Here is a 26695-nt window from a genome sequence, read left to right as displayed (position 1 = left end):
CCAGACTCTCAATTTATAGCTGAGATTTGTGTTTATTCTACTTTGGCAAGATACCACATCAAATCTATATGTGTATTTTCTTAAAATTTGTTCCTAATTCTATTATACTATATCTTTCAGATATGCCATTACTTATGACACGATATTTTTACTTATTAAAATAGCCTTAGGCAATTTATATCAATGCCTAAGGCTATAAACCTCATTTATTTATGGTAGGGTTCACCTTTCATGATCCTATACCCTCTATATATCTGTTCAAGCAGCATTACCCTAAAAAGTTGATGTGGAAATGTCATGTTTGAAAAGCATAGTTTATAGTCTGCTCTTTTTATAACTGCTTGAGATAAGCCTAAAGAGCCTCCGATTATGAAAGCAATATTGGAATTGCCCATTACACCTTGCTTTTCTATGAAATCTGAAAACTCTTCTGAACTTAACTGCTTTCCTTTTAAGTCCATTGCCACCACAAACATGTTATCTTTAACTTTATTTAAAATTAGCTGTCCTTCTTTTTCTTTTATAGCCAATTCTTCTTTTTCTGATGCATTGTCAGGAGTTTTTTCATCCTGAAGTTCAATTATTTCTAATTTGCAGTATCTGCTTAATCTCTTTGAGTATTCATCTATAGCTTGTTTTAAGTATTTTTCTTTAAGTTTTCCTACTGTAATAACTGTTATGTTCATATAAAATCCTCCTATGTTCATAAAAATATATTACCACATAGGAGGATAAAATTTATTATTTTATTTTGAATTTAGTCATAAGGTTTATTTATTTTTTGAAACTGTCTTATATAAATCTTCTTGTCTTAAATGTTCCTGCTGTGAATAGTACTACTGCAAATAATGCAACTATCAATACTAATGCATAGTTTCCTGTATTTATTGATTGCAATGTCCAATACTGAGGTGTAAACTTTGAAAAATTTTGAATAGTCTTTGGTAGCAAATCTAGAGGAGCAAAGCTGCCTCCAACAAAGCAAGTTATCCATGAAATTATTTGTACAAATATATTTATAGTATTTTCATTCTTACATACTCTTGAAGCAAATATTCCTAGGCTTAATGATACTAGTACCATGAATATCATATTTACTACAACTACTGGCCACTTCTCTAACATAACTGAACCCCTAACTATAGATTCTATTAAGAATACACTTGAATAAACTACAGAGTAGAATATAAATAATGCTCCTAATATTCCTCCAATTACTTTCCAAGGTTTGTTGCCAGTAGCAAAACTTCTTTCTAAAATGTTTTGTTTCTTTAAGGAGAATAACTCTTCAGCTATACCTATAGCACCAAAGATAACAAAACTAATTAAAATATTTAAAATGATTGTGTCGTCCATGCTAGCTTTTTCACTGCTTATTACTTGAATCTTAGCATCTGGTACTTCTTTTGTTAAAACTGATGTGCTTACTCCATTTAATTTCAGGTCATTTTCTAAAACCATGTTGTTTACTGCATTATTTAAATTAAATTCAAAATCACTAGTTTCCATGCTTGACTCAATTTTGTGAGCTGCTACTACTGGCTTCTCTCCTTTTTTCACAAGCTCTGAAAAATTCTCTGGTATCTCATAACATACACTTACTAACTTCTTCTTTACCTTTTCAATACCCTCTTCTTTTGTATAAATCTTTACACCATTTGTTTTTTGTAGTTCACTTATAAGATCAGCCCCTAATGAACCCTTATCACTATTTATTATTGCTGTAGAACCTAAAGCATTATTATTACCTTTATTGAATACAAACCCAAATATAAGTGAAATGCTTAAAGGTATAATAAATGATATTATAATAAATGATTTTTTCTTTAATATTCTCTTTAAATTACTTGTTAATATAACTAAAAAGTTCATCTTAATCCTCCCATTTCACTTTTACTTTTATTGTACTAACTGTTATAAGCACTAACGCAATAACTATCATACAAACTATATAACCCATTGCATTGCTTATACTATTAGTAATTGAAATTGTCTTATATGCATTTAATACTAATGTGTTTGGTGACAATGCATTCAATGTTTTAAAGAAATTTCCCTCTATAATTTCACCATTATAGAATACTCCTCCTATAATAGCTGGCAATACTATAAAAATCCCTAAAACTGAGTTTACAATATTTTTATTCTTTATAAATGCTATTACTGTTGTAGCCATCGCTCCTTGAAGTAAACTTTGAACAAATGCAACTAGGAAGATTCCTAATAGATTTCCCTTAAATGATATCCCTGCAACTCTACAAATAATTACATAAGTTAAATTGATTAGAAATGCTGTAAGTGTTGATGAAATGGCATATCCTAGTAGATATTTGCTTTTACTTATTGGTGTTGCAAAACTCCTCTTAACTATTCCTTGATTCTTATCTGCAAAGAACTTATTAACTAATATTAGTATTAGTATTATTGATGTAAAACTAAAAGTTGCGATACCGTAATACTCATAAGATCCTAAAGTCTTATAACCACTTATTATCTTTTCTTCTACTGCTGGACTTTTTTGAATAGATTGTAACTCTTCAACCATATTCTTAATTAACTTTTCTTTTTCTTGTCCGCTTATTTGAAGTGATGCTATATTACTTATAACCTGATATTGATTTAGATTATGACTGAAGCTTCTTACAAAACTTGTTACTATACTCATTTTTGCATCACTACAATGTATGCTCTTAACCTTTATATCATTAAAATTCTCTGATATAGTCACTTCACAATCTGCATCATTTGAAGTTGTATCTATAAAATTCTTAACTTGTGATTCCTTAAGCACTGAAGTTAAGATCTTACCTTTATCACTTTGTTCATTGTATACAAATTGGGTTTTTATAGCTGTCATGTCATTATTCTTTCCATCGAAGGACTTTGCCTGCATTGTTCCATATATTGCAGCCATCACTAAAGGCAATATTATAAATGAAATAAAGGTAATCTTATCTTCTCTAAATAATGATTTGAATGTCTTTCTAACCTGAGAAATAACTCCATTCATAACTATGCCTCCTTATCTCTTAATCTTTTTCCTGTTAATGTTAAGAAAACTTCTTCTAATGATATTTCCTCTACTGAGATGTTTTTAACTTCTACATTTTGTTTAGAAACTTCAATTAGTAATTGATTTAAGTTCATCTTTTCATTGCATACTATTTTGATGATATTTTCCTCAACATCAATCTTTCTAACACTATTTAATTTCTTTAATTCAAGCATAAGCATATCTAAATTACCTTTTGCTTTTATATTGATGATCTTATCACTTTGTACCATTCGCTTTAATTCTGCCTTAGTTCCATAAGCTATTTCTTTCCCTAAATCCATTATGAATATATTGTTACAAAGTAGTTCTATTTCCTCCATATAATGAGAAGTATAAATTATTGTAGTGTTTCTTTCTTTATTAATCTTTTGGATCATTTCAAAAATATAATTTCTTGATTGTGGATCAATACCTACTGTTGGTTCATCCATTATAATTATTTCAGGATGATGTAACATTGCAGCTGCAATATTTAATCTTCTTTTCATTCCACCTGAGTAAGCTTTAACAAGCTTCTTTCCTTGGTCTGCTAATGCCACCATATCTAAAGCTTCTTCTACTCTTTCTTTTAATAGCTTACCTTTAAGTCCATAAAGACCTCCCCAGTACTCTAGGTTATCTCTAGCATTAAGTCCTTCAAATAAAGCTATTTCTTGAGGTACTAATCCTATCATACTTCTTGCTTTTACTGACTCCTTATTGATATCGTGTCCACCTACTATTATCTCACCCTTATCCATCTTTATAAGACCAACTATTGTATTCATTAATGTAGACTTTCCTGCTCCATTAGGTCCTAATAGCCCAAATATTTCACCTTTTTCTATTTTGAATGAAACGTTGTCCAACACTAACTTATCATTAAATCTCTTTGTAATATTATTAACTTCTATCATGTTCATGTTTCCATCTCCCTTTGCTTTATGTATTAATAATAACTTATATCGAAAGCTTACAACATTAGCCTAAGTCATTAAGTATAATGACTTAAGTCATTTTGATAAATGCTTATATCATTTTTGAACTTTTCAATGCAAACAAAAAGAACATAGAAAGCTTCTATAACTCTCTATGTTCCTAAGTAGCTATCACATTTTTATATTTTTCTACTTCACCAAGTTATTCTTAAATGCAAAAATTGCAATCTGTGTCCTATCTCTTAATGATAATTTTGATAGTATATTAGTTATATTATTTTTAATTGTTCCCTCTGTTAGAAACAACTTTTCTCCTATCTCTTTGTTAGAGAATCCATTGGCTATTTCTTTTATTATCATAAGTTCTCTATCTGTAAGATCAGTATTTTCTTTAATCTCACCTATGTCAACTAACCCTTCCTCTTCAGTCTTATCTTTTATAATAAATTTTGCAGCTATATCTGGATGAACAACTATATTTCCTTCGTAAACAGCCTTTATACCACCATGAATCAAATCATAGGAACTATCCTTAAGAAGATATCCTGAAGCCCCATATTTTAATGCATCCTCAATATACTCACTATCCTTAAAGGTTGTCAATATCAATACCTTTACCTTATCATTGTTTTCTTTTATTAATTTGGTGCCCATTACACCATCATACTCATCCATTCTTATGTCCATTAGTACAACATCAACTTCATTGGCCATGCAATATTCATAGGCTTCTCTTCCATTTTCACAAAGAGCTAAAACTTCCAAGTCTTCGTATGAAGATAAAATTATTTTTAATCCTTCTCTTATTAGCTTCTCATCATCAACTATTATAACTTTTATCTTATTCATAATAAATTAAACCCCATCTATGCTTAACTTTGCTTTATTCATAACTATTGTTAACTCAAAACCTTGTCCCTCTTTTGTGGTGTATTCCATACTTCCCCCATAGAATGCAGATCTTTCTCTCATACTCTTCAAACCAACTCCAGTTTTTATTTCATTGCATCCAACACCATTATCTTTCAAATGTATTCTTAATGAATCCTCTAAAAAGTTCATAAATATATTAACTTTTGTTGCCTTACCATGCTTCAAGGAATTAGATAAAAATTCTTGAATTATTCTATATATGGCCATGCTCTGATCTGAGTTCATCTTCCACATATTTTCTGACACTCTTAATTGTACATCAATATCTGTTAACTTCTTAAAGTTTTTTATCATCTCAGAAATAATTATAATTCCCTCATATTCTTCAAATTCTCTAGGTTTCATAGCTCTAACTGCTGATCTTACATCTTCCATACTTTTCTTTGCAAAGTCTGCTAGATTCCTGCTCATATCCGCTGCTGGTTTGCATTTATCCTTTGAAATACTTTCAATAGCTCCAAGTTGTATTATTATAGTGGATAAAGCATGTCCAACATTATCATGAATTTCCCTGGAAATTCTGTTTCTCTCTCTCAAAACAGCTATCTCTTCTATAGTATTAGCATAGGATTCTAGTTCACAATTTAATCTCTTAAGTTCCTCTTCATTTTCTCTAATCCTATCATACAGTTCTTGAGCTCTTAGCTTCTTATGATTTTGCTCTCTTAGTATCATTCCAAGAAAAATTATTGGTGCAGCCTCTGCAGATAAATAAATTAACTGCTCTACGGTATTGGTATATCCTACTACTACAAAAATTATTATCAAATAGATAATTGCATATATATTTCTAAACTCATAGATTATATCTACAAGAGTAGGTAGAAATAGTATAGTTCCAAAATTACCTATTAACCTATAAAGATTAAAAGCTAAAAGCATATCTATAAAAATAGATACATACCTACCTATTTTTCTATCTTCTAGCTTAAAGTATCTAATCTGATTATTTATAATATAAAGCAATAATAAGGCAAACTTCAATGCAATAATATCTACCTTATATACAATTGTGCAAGCTATAAATAATCCTATGTAACTATATTTTAGAATCAATATATATTTATTATATACAACCTCTTTATTCATTCCTTACTCCATATCAAAAATAATTTTAAGTTTATTCGTTTTTGGTTAATTTTAGTATATCATATATTTGCAAGTCTTTTAACTGTTAAGAATAAATCTACAAAAAAGGCTGAAGTTAGAATAGGAATGCTTACTAACCAGTATCTAAAACTCACAGTAAAAAAATTGTAAACTATAGGTTCCACAAAATATAATCCCACAAAGCTTAGTAACATCCAGTATACTGAAAACTTAAGACTTACTAATCCATAAAAGTTATATTTCAATATGGAATAATCCCAATACTGCTTCCCAAAAAGCATCTTAAGCCCATATCCACTTACTCCTTCTACAATGGAAGGTACTAAAAAACATAGAATAAGCATTACAACTACATTCTTATCAAAGTATCTACTAAATAATATTAAAAGGACACCAGTTATACCATACATAGGTTTAAATGGTCCTATTAAAAATCCATCAGTTTTAAATCCCCCTGTTACCCAAAGACAATACAGCTCCTCAATAATCCAGCCTGCAAAGGAATATACAACAAAATTAAATATTGAATATAAAGCTAAATCCATTAACTACCACCACTTTCTCAAGACTTTCATCTAGTAGTATTAGCTATAATTAATGGATTTATCCCTTGAAATTATTACTTATCTGTTAAACTTTTATTTCAATTTCTTTACCTTGCGACATTATATTCCATTACACATACATTGAAATATTACTTACATACCAATCTTGTTAATTATTGTTTGATGAACACATCTCACAATCAACTGCTAAAGTAACACATAGGCATAATAATTCATCTTCAGGATTTAGTATATCTAATACGTAGCTATCTCCCCAAGTGAACCACTCTTTGCTTATGGTCATTATAGTTTGGTTATTTCTACTTAAGCTATACTCGTGAGCTAAAAACTCCCCCTCTAATTCTAATGATGTTCCATCAACATAATAACTATGTTGAAAAAATCTAAACTTCTTTACAAGCTGCCCTACAAATTCTCCATTCACTATAAGGTCAAATCTAGGCATAAGTGTAAGTAACCTTTGACTTATGTACCCAACCTCTTGATCCATGTTATTATATACATGAAGCTTATGCCCTAAAGACAAAAATTCCCCCTTAACAAAGTATTTATCATTACCTAATTCATCCTTAACTACAAAAGTATCTGACCATGCAAAAACCTTTTGTTTAATATATAACTTCATACCATATCCCCCTTGAAAATAAATATGTAGAAATATTATCACTCATTATATCTATATATACCATATATTGCAATAAAAAAAGATTGAACTAAGCATTTTCTATGCAAAGTTCAACCATCACTTTAAACTGTATTTCTATTTAGTTAGATATAAGTATAATAACTTTATTGTATTCTCAAGAGCATCATAATGAGTTCTTTCCATCCCATGAGATGCATGCACTCCTGGTCCTATTAATGCTCCTCTAATGTTATTTCCACCATGTAAAGCAGCTCCCACATCTGAACCATATCTAGGGTATATGTCCACTGCGTACTTTATATTATTTCCCTTCGCTAGGTTTACTAGCTTTGTAACCATATTATAGTCATATGGTCCACCAGAATCTTTTGCACATATTGATACATCATATTCTGTACAAGTTAAATCTAATCCTATACACCCCATATCTACTGCTAACATTTCAGTTATATCTGCTGGTATATAGGAAGAACCATGTCCAACCTCTTCATATACAGAAATAAATACCTTAGTTGTATATTTAGGTGTTATTTTTTCTCTGCTCATCAATTCTAATAAGCCCATTAAACAAGATACACTACCTTTATCATCTATAAATCTTGATTTGATAAAATCACTTTCTGTTATAGTAGTTTTAGGATCAATAAAAATAAAATCTCCTGCACAAATACCTAATGCTTCTACATCTTCTTTTGATTTTACCACTTCATCAATTCTAATTTCCATGTTATCAGTATCACGCTTTTTACTTGCAGCATCCTCATAAACATGTACTGATGGACTTGTGCTTAAGAATGTACCTGTGTATATCTTTCCTTCTCTAGTTCTTATTTCACAATACTCTGAATCTAAAGTTGGTACAATTGGTCCTCCAAGCAAAGTGAATTTCAATGTTCCACTTGATGTAATTGATCTTACCATTGCTCCTAAAGTATCAACATGTGCTGATAACCCAATTACTTGTTCACTACTTTGTCCTGGTACTGTGATTATTCCACAACCCTTACGAGTTGTTTCAAAATCATAACCAAATGCTTCTGCCTTCTTCCCAATTAAATCAATAATATCAAAACAAAATCCTGTAGGACTGTTAAATGTTAGTATCTCTTTTGCTGTATCTAATACATATTTTTTATTTATTGCTAACTCCATTACTTTACCTCCTGTTTTTTATTATAATCTTTCTCTAATAATGCTAAAAATTCCTCAAAGCATACCGGCTTACTGTAATAATAACCTTGATAGAATGTACATCCTATTGCTCTAACTGTTTCAAGTTGCTCTACACTTTCTATTCCTTCACTTACAACGTCTAACCCTAATTTCTTTGACATCCTAGTTACTTCTTCTAGAATAATTTTATTCTTTGATTCATTCATAATACTGCCTGTAAAATTCTTATCAAACTTAATTTCATCTATATTTAATTTAGATATATAATGAAGAGAAGAATATCCTGTACCAAAATCATCTAAAGAAAACCTAAAACCTAATCTCTTTAAATCCATAATCGTTTCATTTACTCTCTCAATGTTATTCATAAATGCAGTTTCTGTCACTTCAAATGTAACATTTCTAGGGTTTACGTTGTACTTATCTTTAACATCCCTAATAAATTTAGCCAATTTACCCTCCATAAGCTGATATGGAGATAAATTTATAGCTATATTAATGTTGTGAAACCCATAAGTATACAAATTACTTATATGCCTAAATGTAGTTTCAATTACAAACTCACCTATTTCATTAATTAGCCCTAACTTTTCAGCAAGCGGAATAAAAACATCTGGCGTTATAGTACTTTCTTCCGTTTTCCATCTTATAAGAGCCTCAGCTCCTACTATAGTATTTTCCTGTAAAGATAATTTAGGTTGGAAATACATACTCCAATTATTATTTATAGTAGCTGCCTGCAATCGTGTTTGTAATGTTAATTGACTTTGAAAATCATTATACATTTCTATTGTATAAAATTCATAACTACTACTATTTGTTTTTGCTGCTTCCGATGCTAGTTGTAATTGGTTTATTAAAATGTCATAATCTACATTTTCATTAATAGGATACGTAATTCCTATATGAGGATTTAGATTTAGCATAAAAAATTCACTTCTATTAAACTTCTTTAATAGATTATATACCATATTCTGTGTTTCTAGATAACCACATTTAGAAATAACAATAAACTTGCTATTACTAATTTGATATATCTCGTCCTCTTCATTAATTGATACTTTTATTATGTTAATAATGTTTATTAGCTTCTTTATTCCTTGCTCATGCCCAAATAAATTCAGGAATGCATTAAACTCAGCAAAATTTATCATATATGCTATATTTATATTTTTATGTAGTAAATCTTCTTTTAATTTATATTCATTTTTTAATTGAGTTTCTTGGTTTATATATGCTAGATTTTCTATTTTATTTTCAGCTTCGATTAACTGAGTATTCTTAAATCTTATTTTTTTCTTATTAAACTTTAAAGTATAATTTAACATATCATAGTAATATAAAAACATTCCTGTAATCATTAATATAACTAGGCTAAAGTTTAATACCAGAAAAAATCGTTTTTGAATAGAAAAATATCCCGAATTAATTAATAACATAGAAAGAACTGCAAATGTTATGTAATATACTCCAACTCTAGCAATAGCGGTATTCTTTCTGTAGGTCAATATTAAGAAGACTATAAATGTTATTGTATATACAATCAGCTCTACATAAAATACTAAGCTTCCTGGAATATTAAATAAAGTACATATAAATTCAAATATTGTTGTAAAAACAACTATTGGTCCTACAGGAGTAAATCCTATCTGTCTCTTTCTTAAAAAATCTACAATTCCTAAAATAGTGCTAAGAAATAGAATTAAAGTAAAAACTGATACTTTTATTTTAGTTTCATTGGATATATCACCTTTTAGACAAGTATAGTATTCTATTATAAAAATACATTCCATTATCCATATCATAGAAAATCCAATTACATTATCTGTGAATTCAAAAGGTTTTTCATAAGGTTTTCTGAGAGATTCATAGCAAGCAAGTGATACATAAACTATAAGCGCTACCAAAACCAAATTAAAAATTATTTGCTGTAAAAAGTCATAGAGATACATAGCCGCACCTCAATTCCTTAATATCCAAAGTTATCATTGAAAATAAATACGTGCATTCTCTGTTTATCTCTTTGCCTTTTTATTACAGTATATTCACAACAAATTCGTTCTTCATTGTTGCAATTCACACAATACCCCACCTTGGTACAAGGTGTATTTTTGTTTAATCTCTTGGCATTTGCAGGAGCTGAGATACACTTATTCCTTTCAATGGCTTGGTCCAGATTTTTAACTATTTTATTTGAACCTATTATAACGATTACTTTTTTAGGTCCAAATACCATCGCAGAAACTCTATTGCCATTACCATCTACATTATATAATTCTCCTTCTTCAGTTATAGCATTAGTCCCTGTGAAATATGCATCTGCAAAAAATGTCTGTCTGTATATATTGCCTATTTCCTCTGCACTTAATCCCTGTTTACTCCTATCTAAAAAATTATATCTGCCTTCTCTTAAATATTCTATTATCCCTAGTTCTTCTAAGGTCACAGAACCTCCACAACTAACAGTTGCACCATCATTAACAATTTCTTGAATCTTGCTTAGTAATTCTTCTTTAGTTGAAACCATGTACGCATTGATTCCATTTTTATTTAAAGAACTTATTGTTCGGTTTATTTGTTGTTCTTTAACCCATTGTAAATCATTATTCATACGTTTCCCCCTGTTTTCAATTTTATCCATTCAATTACTAACACATCAATATTTATACCTTTATATTTGCAAAAAAGGCCATGTCTTTTACATGACCTCTTATTTTTTAATTATTTTCCACAACACTTTTTATATTTTTTTCCACTGCCACATGGACATGGATCATTTCTTCCTATTTTATCTTCATTTCTTACTATTCTAGATTGTTTAAGTTCTTTTTCTATTTGCTTTCTTTTTTCCACTGAGAATATAGCCTCCCATTGTGGAAGTTCATAAAGATAATCTGCTTTAGCATCTATCATATTTGCATATAATTCTTCATAGTTTATATCAAGAACTAATTCTTCATCAGCAGTAATTTTTTCTAAATCATATTGTTCTTTTAAACTATCATTTATTCCATCTAAAAATCCCATTGCAAATTCTACTGTTGTTTCAAACTTATCTGCTAAGCCTTTAAGTGAAACTTTAGTAACAGTTGAATGGTTTGATAACAAATCAGTATATATTCTCTTTTCTATGCTTCCATACTCTCTCCAAAAAGCTTGTTCTCCATTAGTCTTTACGTATTCAACTACCATATCTGTCCATTGTTTATATAAACTCATTTTCCGCATTCTCCTTTTTATTTACATATTACTTAATAAAATTATACTTAGTATTTACTTTTTTTTCAACTATTTGAAGTAAAGTTATCTATGTTAAAAAACTACACATTCACTATTCTTACTGCGTTCTGCTAAACATAATTCCACATCTTTACCAACATCTATGCCTTCAGCTATTAATGTATTTAATACTGTTTGATATGCTAAATCAGGATGATTATTAGTATTACTTAAATGGCCTAAAAATATCTTCTTCATATTCTTTATTTTAAGTAATTCAATTATAGCTTTTCCGCAATCATCATTTGATAAATGGCCTATTTCACTTAATATTCTTCTTTTTAAAGGATATGGATAGGGGCCATACTTTAGCATCTGAACATCGTGATTGCTCTCCAACAAAATTACTTTTGAATCAGCAATATTATCCTTTATTTCTTGAGTGAATGTCCCTATATCCGTAACTATGCTAGCATAATTTCCGTTACAATGCATTGTATAACCAACTGGTCCTGCTGCATCATGTGGAATGTTGAAGGATTTAATATCTAAGTCACCTATAGTCACAGTACTTCTCTTATCCATAATCTTTATATTATTTTCTTTAATCTTGCCTAAAGATCCCTGCATAGATTCCCAAGTATCATCATTTGCATATATTGGTATGTCATACTTTCTTGATAACACCCCAACGCCCTTAATATGGTCGATATGCTCATGTGTAATAAAAATCCCACTTATATCACTTGGATCTTCTTCTATGGCTTTTAAAGCTTCATCAATTTTTTTACCTGGTAATCCTGCATCTACTAAAATTTTTGTATTACCAGATGAAACAAAAATACTATTTCCACTACTGCCACTGTATAATGAGCAAAATTTCATTATTATCCCCCTAAAATACTAGGCATCTACTCTACTTATATTAGCTCCTAGCTTACTAAACTTCTTTTCAATATGAGGATATCCTCTATCTATATGTTCTATATTATAAACCTGTGTTGTACCTTCTGCTATTAATCCTGCAATAACCATAGCAGCACCAGCTCTCAAATCTGTAGCTTTTACAATTGCACCAGTTAATTTGTCAACTCCATCTATTATGGCAGTTCTTCCTTCAACCTTTATGTTAGCTCCCATTTTCTTAAGTTCATCTACATGCTTATGTCTTGCCTCATATATTGTCTCAGTAATTAGACTTCTTCCTTCTACAACTGAAAGTAATGTACACATAGTTTGCTGTGCATCTGTTGGAAATCCTGGATAAGGTAAAGTTTTTATATTAACGCCTTTTAATGTTCCTTTATATCTAACTCTAACTGAGTCATCTCCTTGGATCACTTCAGCTCCCATTTCTGCAAGCTTTGCACTTATAGGTTCTAAATGCTTTGGTATAACATTAGTAACAGTAATATCTCCCTTAGTTGCTGCTGCTGCTATCATAAATGTAGCTGCTTCAATTTGATCAGGAATAACACTATAATTACAGCCACTTAGTTCTTCCACACCTTTTATTCTTATTACATCTGTTCCAGCTCCCTTAATATCTGCCCCCATTGAATTCAGGAAATTGGCAACATCTACTACATGTGGTTCTTTAGCAACATTCTCTAGTGTTGTTACTCCTTCTGCCAATACTGCAGCTAACATAACATTTATTGTAGCCCCTACACTAACTACATCAAAGAATATACTAGTTCCAACTAACTTTTCAGCAGTTAATATTACAGTTCCATGTTCAATGCTAACATGTGCGCCTAAAGCTTCAAACCCTTTAATATGTTGGTCTATAGGTCTTACACCAATTGGACATCCACCTGGTAAATCAACCTTTGCTTTTTTAAATCTTCCTAATAAGGCTCCATCAAGATAATAAGATGCTCTCATTTTTCTTACATCTTCAGTACAAGCTTCGTAAGTAGTTAAATTGCTTGCATCAATTTCTATAGAATTATCCTCTAAAGTTTGTATCTTCCCGCCCAAATCTGAAATAATTCTTTTTAAACATTGTATATCTTCTATATCAGGTATATTTTCAATGATGCATTTGCCTTTGCTTGCTAAAACAGTTGCCGGCAATATTGCTACAGCAGCATTTTTAGCTCCATTTATATCTACTTCACCTTTTAGAGAGGTTCCACCTTCAATAATTAACTTTTCCATTTTTTCCACCCTTGCCAATATATTTTTTTTACATTATATATATTCAATTCTTACTCGAAATAACTTCTATCCAAATTTCTATAGTAATTTCTACAAATAAATATTTTATTCATAGTTTCCATTATATCATATGAAACATATATTTAAAGAGGTTTTTTCTATGTTTATGTTGTTATTTTTTCTCTTTTATTATAGTAATATAGATTGTTTTACACTTATTGTGTATGATATAATTAAAATTAAAGTTTTTTATGTGTAAATTAATGAGGGGAATTTGTAATGAAATATTATTTAGTAGCCATATGTGATAATGAGTTTTGTAAGGATATACAACCTATTCAAAAGAGTTTATCTAAAAAATATAAAATTTCACCTAGTATATATAAACCATACATTGTTTTAGAAACAATAGATGATCCTGATGTAGAAAAGCTTGATGAGATTATAACTAAGTTAATCTCCCCTTACAAAAAATTTAAAGTTGAATTAAATGAACTAATCTATACTACTACGCCTTCTAGGGCAGTTAATTTTAAAATTGAAAGTAAAGGATACATTCAACGTATAAATAGATCAATTAATGATCTACTGCTTCTCCATGGTTTTAATGTTAAAATTAATCCAACACCTCCAAGTTTATATATGTGTCTATCTAATAATATGATTGCTCAAAAATATGGAGTACTTAAAGACTATATTATTATAGACAAATCTTTAGAATCTAAATCAATGTATACTACAGCTAAAATTGATAGAATAGAGCTGTGGAAATCCACAAATAATAAAAAAGAAGCATTAATTAAAAGCTATATGCTTAGCAATTACTAGGTCCAATTTATAATATAAAACCTATATAAATTGTTCAAAATATACATGTGTTGAAGGACATGTATATTTTTTTTATTTTGTTATCGTTTACTGCACTTTTATTTTTTCAAAAGATTTTGTAAAATAAGATAGTGGCTTCTGCCAAGGAAGATAGGAGGACTTACTTATGAATATTGACAAATTCTATGCACAACAACGAAAATACAATCAAAGTTTAACTGTAGATCCTAATCTAGACAATTATAAACTTATTGCTAGAAAATATTTATCTCTACATGTAAAATTAAGTACTCTAGCAAACGAAACTAAGTGCTTTAAGTATTGGATTGATGCTAATAAGAATATAAAAAAGAACATAGTATTTGATAAATACATCGAATGTTTAAGTCATATTTTAACCATAGGTCTAGATTCAAATTATACAGGCATTTCTGAAATAACTGTAAAACCAAATGATTATTGTTTAAGCGATCAATTCTTAAATCTATATGTAGACATTAATGATTTAATAATGTCCTCTTCTAAAGATCATTATGAAACTCTTCTTGAAGATTTCATAAGTCTTGGTATTAGTTTAAGTCTTTCAGAACAACAAATAGAAGACTTATTCTTTAATGATTTTTACAATAAAATTGCACTTTAATTAACTTACAATTTATTTTATACATGCAGATAACACCTTTGGGAAATAATAATTCCCGGAGGTGATTTTTTTGTTAGGAATTATTTATTCTATCGTAGCAGGCATTGCTATGAGTATTCAAGGAGTTTTTAATAGCAGAGTTAGTGAAAAAATAGGTTTATGGGAAACCAATGCCTTTGTACAAGGATCTGCTTTTATTTTATCTCTGATTATTTCTTTAATATGGGGAAGAGGTAACTTTAAAAAAATACTTGAGGTTAATAAATTATATCTATTAGGTGGACTTTTTGGTATAATAATTACTTACACCGTAATGAAAAGCATGCTTGACTTAGGTCCAACTTATGCTGTTGCTATAATATTAGTAGCACAATTACTTGCAGCTGGAATTATAGATTGGTTTGGATTTTTTGATACAAAAAAAATTGTTTTCTCTATTAATAAAATAATTGGCCTAATTATCATGATAGTTGGTATAATTATATTCAAGTGGAAACATTAAAAGCCTATTTAGGAGGAAAAATTGTAATGGCCTTTTTTAGCAATATAAACTTTTTATATAAGTTAACAAAAAAAAATATATCATATTATAACAAACCCAGAGAAAACTGTTTATATGATACCTTATCAAAGGATTCAATTATATGGCTTGGTCATGCCACAGTCCTTATAAATGTAAACAATAAAATCATATTAACAGATCCTGTTTTTTGCAATTATCTTGGTTACATGAAGCGTCTTGTAAAACTGCCTATTGATGATATAAGAAATCTACATATTGATTATGTTCTATTGTCTCATGGACACACAGACCACATTCATCTGCCCTCATTAAAAAAAATAAATAAGGATGCAGTTGTATTAACTCCAAAGGGTTACAAACATGTTCTATCGTTATTAGGCTTCAAAAACATTCATAGAGTTTTAGCCGGTGACGTCTTTAGTGATGAATATATAAAAATAACAACACTAAAAGCTGAACATGATGGAAGAAGATATTACGTCGGAAATAACTATGCTTCTAATTCATATCTTATAGAAGCAAATAAGAAGAAGATTTTTTATGCAGGAGATACTGCTTATACAGAAGAATTTAATAATCTAGAAAGTGATTTGGCATTAATGCCAGTTGGCTGCTATATACCTGAAAGGTTTTCTGTAATGCATTGTTCACCAGAAGAAAGCTTTAAAATGTTTAAGCAAATGAATAGTAAAATTATGCTTCCTATTCACTATAAAACTTTTATCCTATCCTTGGAGGATTCCAAAGATACTTATAATCGATTAGACAAACTAAATGATGGTTCAATAAAAGTTATAGATATCGGGCAAAGATTTAATTTTTAATTCTTTGCCTTTTATTAATGTTAGATACAACTTATTAAATTTTAATCATATACATATAACGTAACTATTTTTAAGGAGTTAATGATGATTAATAAAAAGATTGATACTAATCTAGCATATTACTTAAAAAATAACATATATAAGAACTATCGTGTACTTATTGAATGCAAACACTTTTCTAAAAACATTTCTTCTAAAATTATAAGTTTAAAAGGTACTGTACTTTACTATATAGAAAGTTTAAATCTAATTGCAGCTGAACTTTCCCCTAAAGGTGTTGAACGAATCTTAGAATTTCCTGAAGTTTCTTATGTATGCTTTGATGAGTACGTACATCTTTGTGCTACACCTACTGGTGTTACTACAGCTAATGGTCTTAGATTTTCAGCTAATTATAAATTTACTGGGAAAGGCATAGGCATTGCTGTTATAGATAGTGGAGTCTACCCTCATAAAGACTTACTTGAACCTTCAAATAAGATTAAGCACTTCAGAGACTTAATTAATAATCTTTCATATCCCTATGATGATAATGGTCATGGAACTTTTATTAGCGGATTACTTTGTGCCAGTGGCCTATATTCAAAATATGTATATAAAGGCATAGCAGCAAATGCTCATATATGCTCTTTTAAAGCTTTTGATGGTAAGGGAAAAGGATTTGTGTCTTCCATATTATATGCACTTAACTGTGTTTTTGATATTTGTACTGACTATAACATAAGGGTTATCTGCCTTCCTGGTGAACTTCTAATGCATAATTATATTATAGAAATTTACTTTGACAAGCTTTTTAAAATCTGCTGCGATAAAAATATAATAGTTGTAGTTCCTGCTGGCAGTAATTCTGGCTCTTTATCTTCTATAACAGGGTTCGCTACATCAAAACACTGCATAACTGCAGGAGGATTATTAAGTAGTTCTAAACAGTATAAACCTTACAAGTACTCTTCCTCTGGTCCTTATGGAAAACTCACTAAACCAGACTTAGCTGCCTGCGCTGATTCTATAACTTCATTAAATTCAGATATAACCTATTTATCTGAACGTAATGGTATAAAACTATATCCTCATAACTTAGAAAACTTATATACAACCTATTCAGGAACCTCTTGCGCAGCTGCTTATATATCTGCCATTATTGCTTTACTACTTGAGGACAATCCTTCCTTAGGTTTTAATGATGTACTCTCAATACTTAAACTTGCCTGCATCCCTATAGAGCTGGATAAAACTATAATTGGAGCAGGTATTGTTGATTTCAATAAGTTAATAACTTGATAAATCTCATCATAGCTATCGAATAAAATGAAAAAGATTATTTTGCAAAAAAAGTATTCAGATATAGATTTAATATCTGAATACTTTTTCTTATCATTGCCTATAAAAACATATTTATATATATTACTTGATATATGAGATTGGATTTATTGCTATACCATTATTTCTAAGCTCAAAGTGTACGTGGGGCCCCGTACTTCGTCCTGTACTTCCTGCTAATGCTATAATCTGCCCTTTTTTGATTTCATCTCCCACTCTAACCAACAGCTTACTGCTATGTCCATATACCGTCTGAATACCATTGCCATGACTTAATATCAATGTGTTTCCATATATATCATTATAACCTGCTTCTACTACTATGCCATCAAGAGCTGCACCTACGGGATCACCGTAATTAGCTGCTATGTCTACTCCATGATGCACTTCTCCCCATCTAGCTCCATAAGGTGATGTAATTATTCCTCTAGATGGTCTTTGTAAAAAGGCTACCCCGTCAGTTATAGGATTTTTGTTTCCTTTATATATAACGTTGTTCACACTATTAACCAATACATCTTCTTTGATTACTTTGGCATCTTTCTTTTTTTGATTAATATATGTAACTTCTTTTTCAAAGGAAGCCTTTCCCATCGAGCCTTTAACAACCTTCATATCACCTAAATATAACTTATCACTTGATAATATTATTGTATCTTGAGGTGTTTCCTCTACCTCTTTTTCCCTTGTCTTTATTACAACCTCTACTACTGGGTTTTTATCATTTATTTGTACTATTTTTTTTACAGCATCTTCTTTTGATAGAACATTAGAAAACTCTGTTGATACCTCTTTATAATCACTTTTAGTATTTATATCCACTGAAATCAAATTTTCAGAAGTAATTTTGTTCTTGTCTACATAATATTTTCCTACATCCATTAAAATGTCTTTTCCAATATCTTTAGACGCTATTATTCCAGCTTCATTATTGTTTAATGTTATTTTATACGCCTTTACCTTTATTTTTAAACTGTTTTTTAAATTACTTCTTATCTCATCTGATGAAGATAAGTTTATATTATTGTCATTAATTTTTTCATATTCTATGTCTGTCTTAGGAAATTCTACATCTTTATATTCTATATTCATCTCTTTTTTTAACTTACCATATGCATCATTAACTACATTTTTATCAGATACGTAGCCAACAATTATACCATCACTTTTCACTTGATAGATAGGCACAGCTGATTCAGTAAATTGCCATACCCATAATGGTATAAAAACAAAACAAAATAGCCTTGAGCTATATTTATTAATGTTCTTAATATTAATTTTCATAATACTCTCCTCTAACTTATGTCTTATTTTTACCAAAGCATTTTTTATTATCCCCTAATTTTATCTTTTTTATTCCCACAAAGTAACTTTTTATAGTGAGTTGTTACTTTGTGTAGCGTTTGCTATAATTGATATACATAATACTTACTGTATATATCAATATTTTTATTACGGTATTATTAAGTTATATAAATGGAGGATAAATTAGCTATGAGTACATTTATGCTAAAAAGTTCATCTATTACCTTTACACCTGTTAGTAATGTCTTTATAGAAAAATATATGCCTAAAGCTCGTGGAGAATTTATTAAGGTTTATTTGTTGATGTTAAAATACAGCACTTCAGGAGAACTTGGAGTAAGTTCATCAATAGTAGCATCTAATTTAAACTTATTAGAATCTGATGTTATGAATGCTTTAAATTATTGGAATGATGAAGGTCTAATAAAACTTAAATCAATTGACCGTATGGGTAATTTTGATATTAGTTTTTGTGACATCTCTGACAGTGATACTGATTCATCTAATGTAAATCTTTTAGATGAACTTAATAATACTAACTCAAAGGATATGTTAAAAGATATAGAAAGCTTAGTTGGTAGACCACTATCCCCTAAGGAGATGACCACTTATTTAAGTTGGCAAAGAGATTTTAACTTTTCCTATGAAATGATCCTATTATTAATTGAATATTGCACTTCTAAAGGAAAGAGTGATATCAGATATATTGAGAAGGTAGCCTTAAATTGGTATGATTCAAAGATAACTTCAATAGAAGAAGCTCAAGCTTATATAGCAAAAAGTGAAGATAAATGGTTAAAAATCAGAAGTATCTTAGACTTTCTAGGAATAAAAAACGGAGAGATTATGAAACCTCAACAAGACCTTCTTGAAAAATGGTTATATAAATATAACTTTACCGTAGATATGATAAAAAAAGCTTCTACTATATGCTTCGAAAGATTAAATAGAGCTGATTTTAAATATATTGATGGTATATTATCTCGATGGTATGCCGATAATCTTAAGACAGTGCAGGATGTAGATAATAAGGATGCACTTAGAAGAAATACTCCATCACAAAAAAAGGTCAATGCTCAAAACAATAACAATCTTAAGTTTAATAACTTTGAGCAAAGAACTTATGATTATGATGACTTGGAGAAAAAATTGTTAGGATGGGATGATAATGATTAAGGGATATAAATCTCAACTTATGGACTATTATGAAAAAATACGTAATGATGAAATTAAAGCTTTAAACAACAGAAAAAAAGAAATTTCTGATAAGTATCCTCAAATAATCGCAATTGATAATGAAATAGGTAAACTCTCTATAAAACTTTCACTAACTATAATTAAAAACTCAGATAATGTACAGGAAACCTTAGAGGAGTTAAAAGATAAGATAACAGATTTAAGAGTAAGAAAAGCAGAACTATTGGTACAGCATAACTATCCTCAAGATTATCTAATGCTCAGATACCAATGTGAAGCATGTAAGGATACAGGATATATAGGAACTAAAAAGTGCTCCTGCTTCTATAAACAGTTGGTTAAGATTTATTATAAGAATTCTCAACTATCTGATGCACTTCAGACAAATAACTTCACCAACTTTAATGTTGAATATTACACTACACATAAACTTGGTGATGAAAAGTTTTCTCCTCGAAAGAATATTGAAACAATATTAAATTATGTTCTTAAGGATTATATACCTAATTTTAATTCTCATAATGATAATTTATTGTTTTATGGCAACTCTGGAACTGGAAAAACATTTATGTCTCATTGTATTGCAAAAGAATTACTAGATAAAGGATTCCTAGTTACCTATAGAACTTCAGATGAACTTATTAAAAATTTAAAGCAAATAACTTTTGAAGGTGATACTGCTCTAGAAGATCTTTTAATTAATTGCGATCTTTTAATTATAGACGATTTAGGTGCTGAACAAATTACTGATTTCTCTGTAACTGAGTTTTTCACATTTTTAAATAAGAAACTACTAGGTAAAAAGAAAATGCTTATTTCCACAAACTTAACTTTACCTCAACTTTCAAAATCATACACAGAAAGAATTACTTCAAGATTGTTTGGGAGCTTTAAGCTTCAAAAATTCTATACAGAAGACATTAGAGTTAAAAAAAATCTATCAAAAAAGTAGCTTATAATTTAAGCTACTTTTTTTCATATATTCAAAATTCAGTGTTTATAATTCTTAAAAACAAAAAATCTTCTTATATCAAATATAAGAAGATTTGGCGACTCAGAAGGGGCTCGAACCCTCGACCTCCGGCGTGACAGGCCGGCACTCTAACCAACTGAGCTACTGAGCCATATTTTATTGGTGGTCACAACAGGGATCGAACCTGTGACCCTCTGCTTGTAAGGCAGATGCTCTCCCAGCTGAGCTATGCGACCAAATTATATGGTGACTCCTAGGGGAATCGAACCCCTGTTACCACCGTGAAAGGGTGGTGTCTTAACCGCTTGACCAAGGAGCCATATTAAGTTATTTTTATCAAATGGAGCTGGCAATAGGACTCGAACCTACAACCTGCTGATTACAAGTCAGCTGCTCTACCAATTGAGCCATGCCAGCAACTTTGGCGACTCAGAAGGGGCTCGAACCCTCGACCTCCGGCGTGACAGGCCGGCACTCTAACCAACTGAGCTACTGAGCCATATTTTATTGGTGGTCACAACAGGGATCGAACCTGTGACCCTCTGCTTGTAAGGCAGATGCTCTCCCAGCTGAGCTATGCGACCAAATTATATATGGTGACTCCTAGGGGAATCGAACCCCTGTTACCACCGTGAAAGGGTGGTGTCTTAACCGCTTGACCAAGGAGCCATATTAAGTTATTTTTATCAAATGGAGCTGGCAATAGGACTCGAACCTACAACCTGCTGATTACAAGTCAGCTGCTCTACCAATTGAGCCATGCCAGCAACTTTGGCGACTCAGAAGGGGCTCGAACCCTCGACCTCCGGCGTGACAGGCCGGCACTCTAACCAACTGAGCTACTGAGCCATATTTTATTGGTGGTCACAACAGGGATCGAACCTGTGACCCTCTGCTTGTAAGGCAGATGCTCTCCCAGCTGAGCTATGCGACCAAATTATATATGGTGACTCCTAGGGGAATCGAACCCCTGTTACCACCGTGAAAGGGTGGTGTCTTAACCGCTTGACCAAGGAGCCATATTAAGTTATTTTTTTGTAGGTCTTCCGACCTGACATAGACTATCTTACAAAAAATAAGCCAAAGTGTCAATATATTTTTTTATTTTTTTTAAAATTTATTTTAATAAGCGCATAAATACTTGAAAAATAAATATAATTTTCTCCTTTACAAACTTATTTTGTGATAAAATTCAATAATATAAACATACTTATTTTTATTTTTTATTATACTACTTTTTAAACAAAAAGTAACTTAAAAATCACAAAAACATATACTCTAAAGTTAAAGGAGTGAATATTTATAATGGTATATCATAAATTGATAGTAATTGGTGGCGGTGCATCTGGTCTTATGGCTGCTATTACAGCTAAGGATTTTGGAACAGATGTAGCCATAGTAGAAGGAACTGATAGAGTTGGTAAAAAAATATTAACTACCGGAAATGGTCGTTGTAATATTTCCAATTCTTCAATTAAAACTCCATATATAAATTATCATAGCATGAATAAAGATTTTTTTGTTCCTACATTATCACAGTTTGGTTTCTCAGAAACAAAAAACTTTTTTTATTCCCTAGGCCTTCCTCTCGTGGAACTTGAAAATAATAAAATTTATCCACAGTCACTTCAAGCTTCTTCTGTTGTGGATATTTTTAGACTCGCACTTATGGATAGAAACATACCTGTGTATAACAATTTTAAAGTGAAAAATATATCCACAAGTAAGGCTGGTTTTAAATTATCCACAGGTGATGACTCCATAGAACCTATATGTTGTGAAAAACTTATTATAGCCTGTGGAGGAAAAAGTGCTGTGAAAACTGGGTCAGACGGTTCTGGTTATACATTATGCAAATCATTAAATCACACTATAACTGAAACTGTACCCGCTATAGTTCAACTAAAATTAGATTCAAAGAATTTAAAATCTCTATCTGGAATTAAATTTAATGGATATGCATCAATCAATGTTGATGGAATTGAAAAAAGAAAAGAATTTGGAGAAATTTTATTTACTGATTACGGGATTTCAGGACCACCTATATTACAATTATCAAGAATAGCTTCAGGAATGAAATCAAAATCTAATAACATAACTATTAATTTAGACTTAATGCCTGATTTAAGTGAAAATGAAGTGAGTGAATTCTTAGAAAATCATTTTGGTGTTTTTTCATACAGAGAAGTTATTGATTCATTAATAGGCATCTTTAATAAAAAATTAATTCCTATTCTACTAAAAGAAGCTGGTATAACTAATCTGCATAAACCATGCTATGAATTGACTTGGAAAGAAAAAAATTCATTATTATCTCTCATTAAAAATTGGAGTTTCAAGTGTATCGATAGTAATGGCTTTAATAACGCTCAGGTTACCGCTGGAGGGATTAATACACGTGAGGTAAGCAATTATACCTTAGAATCAAAACTCGTTAATAATCTGTACTTCTGCGGGGAAATTCTTGATGTGGATGGAGACTGTGGTGGTTTTAATCTTCAATGGGCCTGGAGCTCTGGATATGTAGCTGGAAAATCTGCTGCTACAAAAGCTTAATTTGTTATATATGGTTCATCAATGTATAACATCATAAATTCATTGAATTTAGACTATATTACTCAACTCTCATATAACAAACATAATAATAATTATGGTAATATTCTCAAGAAAATATCTTAGAATATTACCATATCAATTTTAGTCTTTTCATTTTTGCCAAAAAGTCTCACATAAAGCTAATATTGTTCCCTCTTCATCTGTAATTCTATGATGTATTGTATATTTATCATCTTCATGAATAATTCTAGCCTCACTATTTATTTTATGTCCGTATTGTATTTCTTTTAAGAAATTAACTTTAATTCTACTCATATTACATGTATCAAATATATCTCTCGGAACTACTTCTAATGCCCATTCCATGTATCTTGTATTATTAACATGTCCATTTGTATCTATATCGCTGTATCTTACAAAAAATTCTCTAGAAATCTCTTGCTCAAACTTTTTATCAAGGTTATCTATGTCAAAAGATTCTCCATTGCAATCATAAACCTTTCCCATAGCATCTGGAACTCTAATAGCTCTTCTCTTTTCAATATCTATAAGTAAGAATATGCCTCTTCCTGTTATAACTACATTGCCTTCAGCATCCTTTATACTATAATTTCTATAAGCATAGAATTTCTTCATGGCAGCAGCTTCTGTTGATACATATACCTTTTCATTTAAATTTGGATACCTTATAACTTGTATATCATACTTATAAAATACCCACGCTATATTATCATTTGTTAATGCTTCTATACCTACTCCTAACTGCTCTGACTGATGCATACCAACATCACATAAAAAGTCAGCTATAGATGTAATCTTTAAATTCCCTTTAGAATCAACATTATAATAATTGATTTCATATTCCTTTTCATATCTAGCTCCCACTACACTTCCCCCTACTTTATAGATATAGCCCTAGAGAAGTATCTCTAGGACTATATGTAGTAATATTAAATTATTTATTTAATGCTTCAATTAATGAATCTAAATTTAAACCATGTACTATTGCAGCTTCTTCTATTGTTTCTGCTTGAGCTGATGGACATCCAACGCAACCCATTCCAAAACTCATTAAAACTTCTGCTTTAGCTGGATTTTGTCTTACAACTTCACCGATTGTCATATCCTTTGTTATCATGATTATCAACCTCTCTTTTTTTTAATTTTGTATACTATTTATTATACTCAATTAATTATACTAAATTCTATTTTTAAATGCAATCAAAATAGTCGGATATAATTATTGGAAAAACCCCAAGGATAGCCAGAAAAACTAGCTATCCTTGGGGTCAAAAATCTTATAGGTCTTTTGTTACTCTCATAGTCTGATCTCTCTTAGCTCCTACAGAAACTATAGAAATCTTTGTTTGTATAAATTCTTCAATTCTCTTTAAGTATTTCTTTGCATTCTCTGGTAACTCTTCATAGCTTCTAGCATCTGCTACACTTGAATCCCAACCATCAAATTCTTCATATACTGGTTCACACTTAGCTAAATCTTCTAAGCTTGCTGGGAAATAATCAATTATCTTATCTTCAAACTTGTATCCAACACAAACTTTTATCTTATCTAAACCTGCTAATGTATCAATTTTAGTAATAGCTACTGATGTAAGACCACAAACTCTTACTGTAGATTTTAATATTACTAGGTCAAGCCAGCCACATCTTCTAGCTCTTCCTGTTGTAACTCCAAATTCATGTCCTTTTTCTCTTATCCATTCTCCAATTTCATCATTTAATTCTGTTGGAAATGGTCCTTTACCAACTCTTGTAGTATATGCTTTAGCAATTCCTACAGCATTTGTTATCATTGTTGGTCCTATTCCTGTACCATTAGAAACTCCACCTGAGGTAGTGTTTGATGATGTTACATATGGATAACTACCATGATCTATATCTAGAAGCATACCTTGTGCACCTTCAAAAAGTACATTCTTGTTAGCCTTAATTTCATCATATATTTTAACAGAAGTATCTTGAATATAAGGTCTAAGTCTTCTTGCAAACTCTTGATATTCTGAAAAAATAGTTTCAAAATCTAAAGCTTCCCCTTCATAAACCTTCGTTATATATTTATTTTTAGTTTCTATATTTTCTTTTAATTTTTCTTTAAAAACATCTTCATGTAAAAGGTCACAGATTCTTATTCCTGATCTTTCAATTTTATCTGTATAACAAGGACCTATTCCTTTTCCAGTTGTTCCTATATCATTCTTACCTCTAGCTTTTTCCTTAAGTGCATCAAGTACTCTATGATATGGCATTATTAAGTGAGCTCTATCACTTATAATAAGCTTTTCAGGAGTAACTTTTACTCCTAGTCCTTCTAAATAATCTATCTCTGTAAATAGTGCCTTTGGATCTACTACCACACCATTTGCTATAATATTTATTTTATCATCATATAAAATTCCTGATGGTATTAAATGTAGTTTGTAATCTTTGTCACCAACTACAACTGTATGTCCTGCATTGTTACCGCCTTGAAATCTTACAACTACGTCTGCCTCTTCTGCAAGATAGTCTGTCATCTTTCCTTTTCCTTCATCGCCCCATTGAGCTCCTAATACAATAAATGCTGACATTTGATTTCCTCCCAACTTTGCTTTCATGCAAAAATTAATTCAATCTATATTGTAATTAACTTGAAATAGTATTTACTACCCCTATAACATACTATCAAACCCATCAATATTGGTCAATAATATTACGAATATTTTTTTATACTAATACTAAATAGT

At 30.2% G+C, this 26695-nt stretch carries 26 protein-coding genes and 11 tRNA genes; 8 read left to right on the top strand and 29 right to left on the bottom strand.

The window, feature by feature from the left end; all coding sequences use genetic code 11:
* Nucleotides 1–206: 206 nt before the first annotated feature.
* The 14 genes from rlmH to OCU47_RS18950 all read right to left on the bottom strand — a co-directional run bounded on the left by rlmH (nucleotide 207) and on the right by OCU47_RS18950 (nucleotide 13782).
* A complete protein-coding gene (rlmH, locus tag OCU47_RS19015; RefSeq protein WP_261830141.1) occupies nucleotides 207–686 on the bottom strand; it encodes a 23S rRNA (pseudouridine(1915)-N(3))-methyltransferase RlmH in 480 nt (159 codons plus the stop codon).
* Nucleotides 687–792: 106 nt separating this feature from the next.
* Nucleotides 793–1872 (bottom strand): ABC transporter permease, encoded by a 1080-nt coding sequence (locus OCU47_RS19010; RefSeq protein WP_261830140.1) that lies wholly within the window; start codon nucleotides 1870–1872, stop codon nucleotides 793–795.
* A gap of 1 nt (nucleotide 1873) precedes the next feature.
* A complete protein-coding gene (locus OCU47_RS19005) occupies nucleotides 1874–3010 on the bottom strand; it encodes an ABC transporter permease (protein WP_261830139.1) in 1137 nt (378 codons plus the stop codon).
* Nucleotides 3011–3012: 2 nt separating this feature from the next.
* Nucleotides 3013–3957 carry an ABC transporter ATP-binding protein gene (locus OCU47_RS19000; protein WP_261830138.1) on the bottom strand — a complete coding sequence of 315 codons (945 nt, stop codon included), beginning with the start codon at nucleotides 3955–3957 and terminating at the stop codon, nucleotides 3013–3015.
* A 204-nt stretch (nucleotides 3958–4161) separates the two neighbouring features.
* Nucleotides 4162–4821: a response regulator transcription factor gene (locus OCU47_RS18995; RefSeq protein WP_261830137.1), complete on the bottom strand. Its 660-nt coding sequence runs from the start codon at nucleotides 4819–4821 to the stop codon at nucleotides 4162–4164.
* A gap of 6 nt (nucleotides 4822–4827) precedes the next feature.
* Nucleotides 4828–5994, bottom strand: coding sequence for a sensor histidine kinase (locus tag OCU47_RS18990; RefSeq protein ID WP_261830136.1), 1167 nt, complete (start codon nucleotides 5992–5994; stop codon nucleotides 4828–4830).
* A gap of 59 nt (nucleotides 5995–6053) precedes the next feature.
* The gene (locus OCU47_RS18985) at nucleotides 6054–6560 is read right to left on the bottom strand and encodes a putative ABC transporter permease (protein ID WP_261830135.1); all 507 of its coding nucleotides are present in this window, start codon (nucleotides 6558–6560) and stop codon (nucleotides 6054–6056) included.
* Nucleotides 6561–6729: 169 nt separating this feature from the next.
* The gene (locus OCU47_RS18980; RefSeq protein ID WP_261830134.1) at nucleotides 6730–7206 is read right to left on the bottom strand and encodes an LURP-one-related/scramblase family protein; all 477 of its coding nucleotides are present in this window, start codon (nucleotides 7204–7206) and stop codon (nucleotides 6730–6732) included.
* A 135-nt stretch (nucleotides 7207–7341) separates the two neighbouring features.
* Nucleotides 7342–8379, bottom strand: a complete 1038-nt coding sequence (locus OCU47_RS18975) for a M42 family metallopeptidase (protein WP_261830133.1) — start codon at nucleotides 8377–8379, stop codon at nucleotides 7342–7344.
* Nucleotides 8379–10352, bottom strand: coding sequence for a putative bifunctional diguanylate cyclase/phosphodiesterase (locus OCU47_RS18970; RefSeq protein WP_261830132.1), 1974 nt, complete (start codon nucleotides 10350–10352; stop codon nucleotides 8379–8381). Before OCU47_RS18970 ends, OCU47_RS18975 begins: the two co-directional genes overlap by 1 nt.
* A gap of 17 nt (nucleotides 10353–10369) precedes the next feature.
* Nucleotides 10370–11011 (bottom strand): lactate utilization protein, encoded by a 642-nt coding sequence (locus OCU47_RS18965; RefSeq protein ID WP_261830131.1) that lies wholly within the window; start codon nucleotides 11009–11011, stop codon nucleotides 10370–10372.
* A gap of 110 nt (nucleotides 11012–11121) precedes the next feature.
* Nucleotides 11122–11619, bottom strand: a complete 498-nt coding sequence (locus OCU47_RS18960) for an SEC-C metal-binding domain-containing protein (protein WP_261830130.1) — start codon at nucleotides 11617–11619, stop codon at nucleotides 11122–11124.
* A gap of 93 nt (nucleotides 11620–11712) precedes the next feature.
* Nucleotides 11713–12504 (bottom strand): MBL fold metallo-hydrolase, encoded by a 792-nt coding sequence (locus tag OCU47_RS18955; RefSeq protein WP_261830129.1) that lies wholly within the window; start codon nucleotides 12502–12504, stop codon nucleotides 11713–11715.
* An 18-nt stretch (nucleotides 12505–12522) separates the two neighbouring features.
* Nucleotides 12523–13782 (bottom strand): UDP-N-acetylglucosamine 1-carboxyvinyltransferase, encoded by a 1260-nt coding sequence (locus OCU47_RS18950; protein WP_261830128.1) that lies wholly within the window; start codon nucleotides 13780–13782, stop codon nucleotides 12523–12525.
* Between the two features lie 279 nt (nucleotides 13783–14061).
* Between OCU47_RS18950 and OCU47_RS18945 the strand changes: the two genes are divergently transcribed.
* The 5 genes from OCU47_RS18945 to OCU47_RS18925 all read left to right on the top strand — a co-directional run bounded on the left by OCU47_RS18945 (nucleotide 14062) and on the right by OCU47_RS18925 (nucleotide 17881).
* Complete coding sequence (locus OCU47_RS18945; protein WP_261830127.1) at nucleotides 14062–14610, top strand: 2'-5' RNA ligase family protein; 549 nt, start codon at nucleotides 14062–14064, stop codon at nucleotides 14608–14610.
* 166 nt (nucleotides 14611–14776) lie between these two features.
* A complete protein-coding gene (locus tag OCU47_RS18940; RefSeq protein WP_261830126.1) occupies nucleotides 14777–15253 on the top strand; it encodes a dUTP diphosphatase in 477 nt (158 codons plus the stop codon).
* A gap of 70 nt (nucleotides 15254–15323) precedes the next feature.
* The gene (locus tag OCU47_RS18935) at nucleotides 15324–15755 is read left to right on the top strand and encodes a DMT family transporter (protein ID WP_261830125.1); all 432 of its coding nucleotides are present in this window, start codon (nucleotides 15324–15326) and stop codon (nucleotides 15753–15755) included.
* A gap of 26 nt (nucleotides 15756–15781) precedes the next feature.
* Entirely contained in the window at nucleotides 15782–16600 is an 819-nt protein-coding gene (locus OCU47_RS18930) for an MBL fold metallo-hydrolase (protein ID WP_261830124.1), read from the top strand.
* An 84-nt stretch (nucleotides 16601–16684) separates the two neighbouring features.
* Entirely contained in the window at nucleotides 16685–17881 is a 1197-nt protein-coding gene (locus tag OCU47_RS18925) for a S8 family serine peptidase (protein WP_261830123.1), read from the top strand.
* A gap of 123 nt (nucleotides 17882–18004) precedes the next feature.
* Here OCU47_RS18925 and OCU47_RS18920 read toward each other — a convergent pair whose 3' ends face one another.
* Nucleotides 18005–19204, bottom strand: coding sequence for a M23 family metallopeptidase (locus OCU47_RS18920; protein ID WP_261830122.1), 1200 nt, complete (start codon nucleotides 19202–19204; stop codon nucleotides 18005–18007).
* Between the two features lie 210 nt (nucleotides 19205–19414).
* Between OCU47_RS18920 and OCU47_RS18915 the strand changes: the two genes are divergently transcribed.
* Nucleotides 19415–20401 (top strand): DnaD domain protein, encoded by a 987-nt coding sequence (locus tag OCU47_RS18915; protein ID WP_261830121.1) that lies wholly within the window; start codon nucleotides 19415–19417, stop codon nucleotides 20399–20401.
* Nucleotides 20394–21374 (top strand): ATP-binding protein, encoded by a 981-nt coding sequence (locus OCU47_RS18910; protein WP_261830120.1) that lies wholly within the window; start codon nucleotides 20394–20396, stop codon nucleotides 21372–21374. The genes OCU47_RS18915 and OCU47_RS18910 overlap by 8 nt, the downstream gene beginning before the upstream one ends.
* Nucleotides 21375–21469: 95 nt before the next feature.
* Here the strand turns inward: OCU47_RS18910 and OCU47_RS18905 are convergent.
* The 11 genes from OCU47_RS18905 to OCU47_RS18855 form a co-directional block, all read right to left on the bottom strand.
* Nucleotides 21470–21546: transfer RNA gene (locus OCU47_RS18905), tRNA-Asp, on the bottom strand.
* A gap of 9 nt (nucleotides 21547–21555) precedes the next feature.
* A tRNA-Val gene (locus tag OCU47_RS18900) sits at nucleotides 21556–21631 on the bottom strand.
* A gap of 8 nt (nucleotides 21632–21639) precedes the next feature.
* A tRNA-Glu gene (locus OCU47_RS18895) sits at nucleotides 21640–21714 on the bottom strand.
* A 22-nt stretch (nucleotides 21715–21736) separates the two neighbouring features.
* Nucleotides 21737–21812 (bottom strand) — tRNA-Thr (locus OCU47_RS18890).
* 5 nt (nucleotides 21813–21817) lie between these two features.
* Nucleotides 21818–21894, bottom strand: a tRNA-Asp gene (locus tag OCU47_RS18885).
* A gap of 9 nt (nucleotides 21895–21903) precedes the next feature.
* Nucleotides 21904–21979 (bottom strand) — tRNA-Val (locus tag OCU47_RS18880).
* A gap of 10 nt (nucleotides 21980–21989) precedes the next feature.
* Nucleotides 21990–22064: transfer RNA gene (locus OCU47_RS18875), tRNA-Glu, on the bottom strand.
* 22 nt (nucleotides 22065–22086) lie between these two features.
* Nucleotides 22087–22162, bottom strand: a tRNA-Thr gene (locus tag OCU47_RS18870).
* A 5-nt stretch (nucleotides 22163–22167) separates the two neighbouring features.
* Nucleotides 22168–22244: transfer RNA gene (locus OCU47_RS18865), tRNA-Asp, on the bottom strand.
* A 9-nt stretch (nucleotides 22245–22253) separates the two neighbouring features.
* Nucleotides 22254–22329 (bottom strand) — tRNA-Val (locus OCU47_RS18860).
* Nucleotides 22330–22339: 10 nt separating this feature from the next.
* Nucleotides 22340–22414 (bottom strand) — tRNA-Glu (locus OCU47_RS18855).
* Nucleotides 22415–22700: 286 nt separating this feature from the next.
* On the opposite strand from OCU47_RS18855, the gene OCU47_RS18850 reads away from it, so the two are divergent.
* A complete protein-coding gene (locus OCU47_RS18850; RefSeq protein WP_261830119.1) occupies nucleotides 22701–23951 on the top strand; it encodes a BaiN/RdsA family NAD(P)/FAD-dependent oxidoreductase in 1251 nt (416 codons plus the stop codon).
* A gap of 150 nt (nucleotides 23952–24101) precedes the next feature.
* Here the strand turns inward: OCU47_RS18850 and OCU47_RS18845 are convergent, their stop codons facing one another.
* From OCU47_RS18845 to OCU47_RS18835, 3 genes are all read right to left on the bottom strand, one after another.
* On the bottom strand, nucleotides 24102–24836 hold the full coding sequence (locus OCU47_RS18845) for an acyl-[acyl-carrier-protein] thioesterase (protein WP_261830118.1): 735 nt from the start codon (nucleotides 24834–24836) through the stop codon (nucleotides 24102–24104).
* Nucleotides 24837–24906: 70 nt separating this feature from the next.
* Nucleotides 24907–25089, bottom strand: coding sequence for a DUF1858 domain-containing protein (locus OCU47_RS18840; RefSeq protein ID WP_261830117.1), 183 nt, complete (start codon nucleotides 25087–25089; stop codon nucleotides 24907–24909).
* A 160-nt stretch (nucleotides 25090–25249) separates the two neighbouring features.
* Complete coding sequence (locus tag OCU47_RS18835) at nucleotides 25250–26539, bottom strand: adenylosuccinate synthase (protein ID WP_261830116.1); 1290 nt, start codon at nucleotides 26537–26539, stop codon at nucleotides 25250–25252.
* Nucleotides 26540–26695: the final 156 nt, after the last annotated feature.

The sequence above is a fragment of the Clostridium sp. TW13 genome (genome assembly GCF_024345225.1).
Classification (GTDB): Bacteria; Bacillota; Clostridia; order Clostridiales; family Clostridiaceae; genus Inconstantimicrobium; species Inconstantimicrobium mannanitabidum.
This window is presented reverse-complemented; position numbering and strand designations above follow the sequence as displayed.

Excerpts from the sequence above, each read along its gene's own strand:
- OCU47_RS18915 (WP_261830121.1), top strand. The coding sequence starts at position 19,415 with ATGAGTACATTTATGCTAAAAAGTTCATCTATTACCTTTACACCTGTT.
- OCU47_RS18910 (WP_261830120.1), top strand. The coding sequence starts at position 20,394 with ATGATTAAGGGATATAAATCTCAACTTATGGACTATTATGAAAAAATA.
- OCU47_RS18835 (WP_261830116.1), bottom strand. The coding sequence starts at position 26,539 with ATGTCAGCATTTATTGTATTAGGAGCTCAATGGGGCGATGAAGGAAAA.
- OCU47_RS18960 (WP_261830130.1), bottom strand. The coding sequence starts at position 11,619 with ATGAGTTTATATAAACAATGGACAGATATGGTAGTTGAATACGTAAAG.
- OCU47_RS18990 (WP_261830136.1), bottom strand. The coding sequence starts at position 5,994 with ATGAATAAAGAGGTTGTATATAATAAATATATATTGATTCTAAAATAT.
- OCU47_RS18985 (WP_261830135.1), bottom strand. The coding sequence starts at position 6,560 with ATGGATTTAGCTTTATATTCAATATTTAATTTTGTTGTATATTCCTTT.
- OCU47_RS18975 (WP_261830133.1), bottom strand. The coding sequence starts at position 8,379 with ATGGAGTTAGCAATAAATAAAAAATATGTATTAGATACAGCAAAAGAG.
- OCU47_RS18965 (WP_261830131.1), bottom strand. The coding sequence starts at position 11,011 with ATGAATAATGATTTACAATGGGTTAAAGAACAACAAATAAACCGAACA.
- OCU47_RS18945 (WP_261830127.1), top strand. The coding sequence starts at position 14,062 with ATGAAATATTATTTAGTAGCCATATGTGATAATGAGTTTTGTAAGGAT.
- OCU47_RS18970 (WP_261830132.1), bottom strand. The coding sequence starts at position 10,352 with ATGTATCTCTATGACTTTTTACAGCAAATAATTTTTAATTTGGTTTTG.
- OCU47_RS18950 (WP_261830128.1), bottom strand. The coding sequence starts at position 13,782 with ATGGAAAAGTTAATTATTGAAGGTGGAACCTCTCTAAAAGGTGAAGTA.
- OCU47_RS18955 (WP_261830129.1), bottom strand. The coding sequence starts at position 12,504 with ATGAAATTTTGCTCATTATACAGTGGCAGTAGTGGAAATAGTATTTTT.
- OCU47_RS19005 (WP_261830139.1), bottom strand. The coding sequence starts at position 3,010 with ATGAATGGAGTTATTTCTCAGGTTAGAAAGACATTCAAATCATTATTT.
- OCU47_RS18980 (WP_261830134.1), bottom strand. The coding sequence starts at position 7,206 with ATGAAGTTATATATTAAACAAAAGGTTTTTGCATGGTCAGATACTTTT.
- OCU47_RS18840 (WP_261830117.1), bottom strand. The coding sequence starts at position 25,089 with ATGATAACAAAGGATATGACAATCGGTGAAGTTGTAAGACAAAATCCA.
- OCU47_RS18925 (WP_261830123.1), top strand. The coding sequence starts at position 16,685 with ATGATTAATAAAAAGATTGATACTAATCTAGCATATTACTTAAAAAAT.
- OCU47_RS19010 (WP_261830140.1), bottom strand. The coding sequence starts at position 1,872 with ATGAACTTTTTAGTTATATTAACAAGTAATTTAAAGAGAATATTAAAG.
- OCU47_RS18850 (WP_261830119.1), top strand. The coding sequence starts at position 22,701 with ATGGTATATCATAAATTGATAGTAATTGGTGGCGGTGCATCTGGTCTT.
- OCU47_RS18995 (WP_261830137.1), bottom strand. The coding sequence starts at position 4,821 with ATGAATAAGATAAAAGTTATAATAGTTGATGATGAGAAGCTAATAAGA.
- OCU47_RS19000 (WP_261830138.1), bottom strand. The coding sequence starts at position 3,957 with ATGAACATGATAGAAGTTAATAATATTACAAAGAGATTTAATGATAAG.
- OCU47_RS18920 (WP_261830122.1), bottom strand. The coding sequence starts at position 19,204 with ATGAAAATTAATATTAAGAACATTAATAAATATAGCTCAAGGCTATTT.
- rlmH (WP_261830141.1), bottom strand. The coding sequence starts at position 686 with ATGAACATAACAGTTATTACAGTAGGAAAACTTAAAGAAAAATACTTA.
- OCU47_RS18930 (WP_261830124.1), top strand. The coding sequence starts at position 15,782 with ATGGCCTTTTTTAGCAATATAAACTTTTTATATAAGTTAACAAAAAAA.
- OCU47_RS18940 (WP_261830126.1), top strand. The coding sequence starts at position 14,777 with ATGAATATTGACAAATTCTATGCACAACAACGAAAATACAATCAAAGT.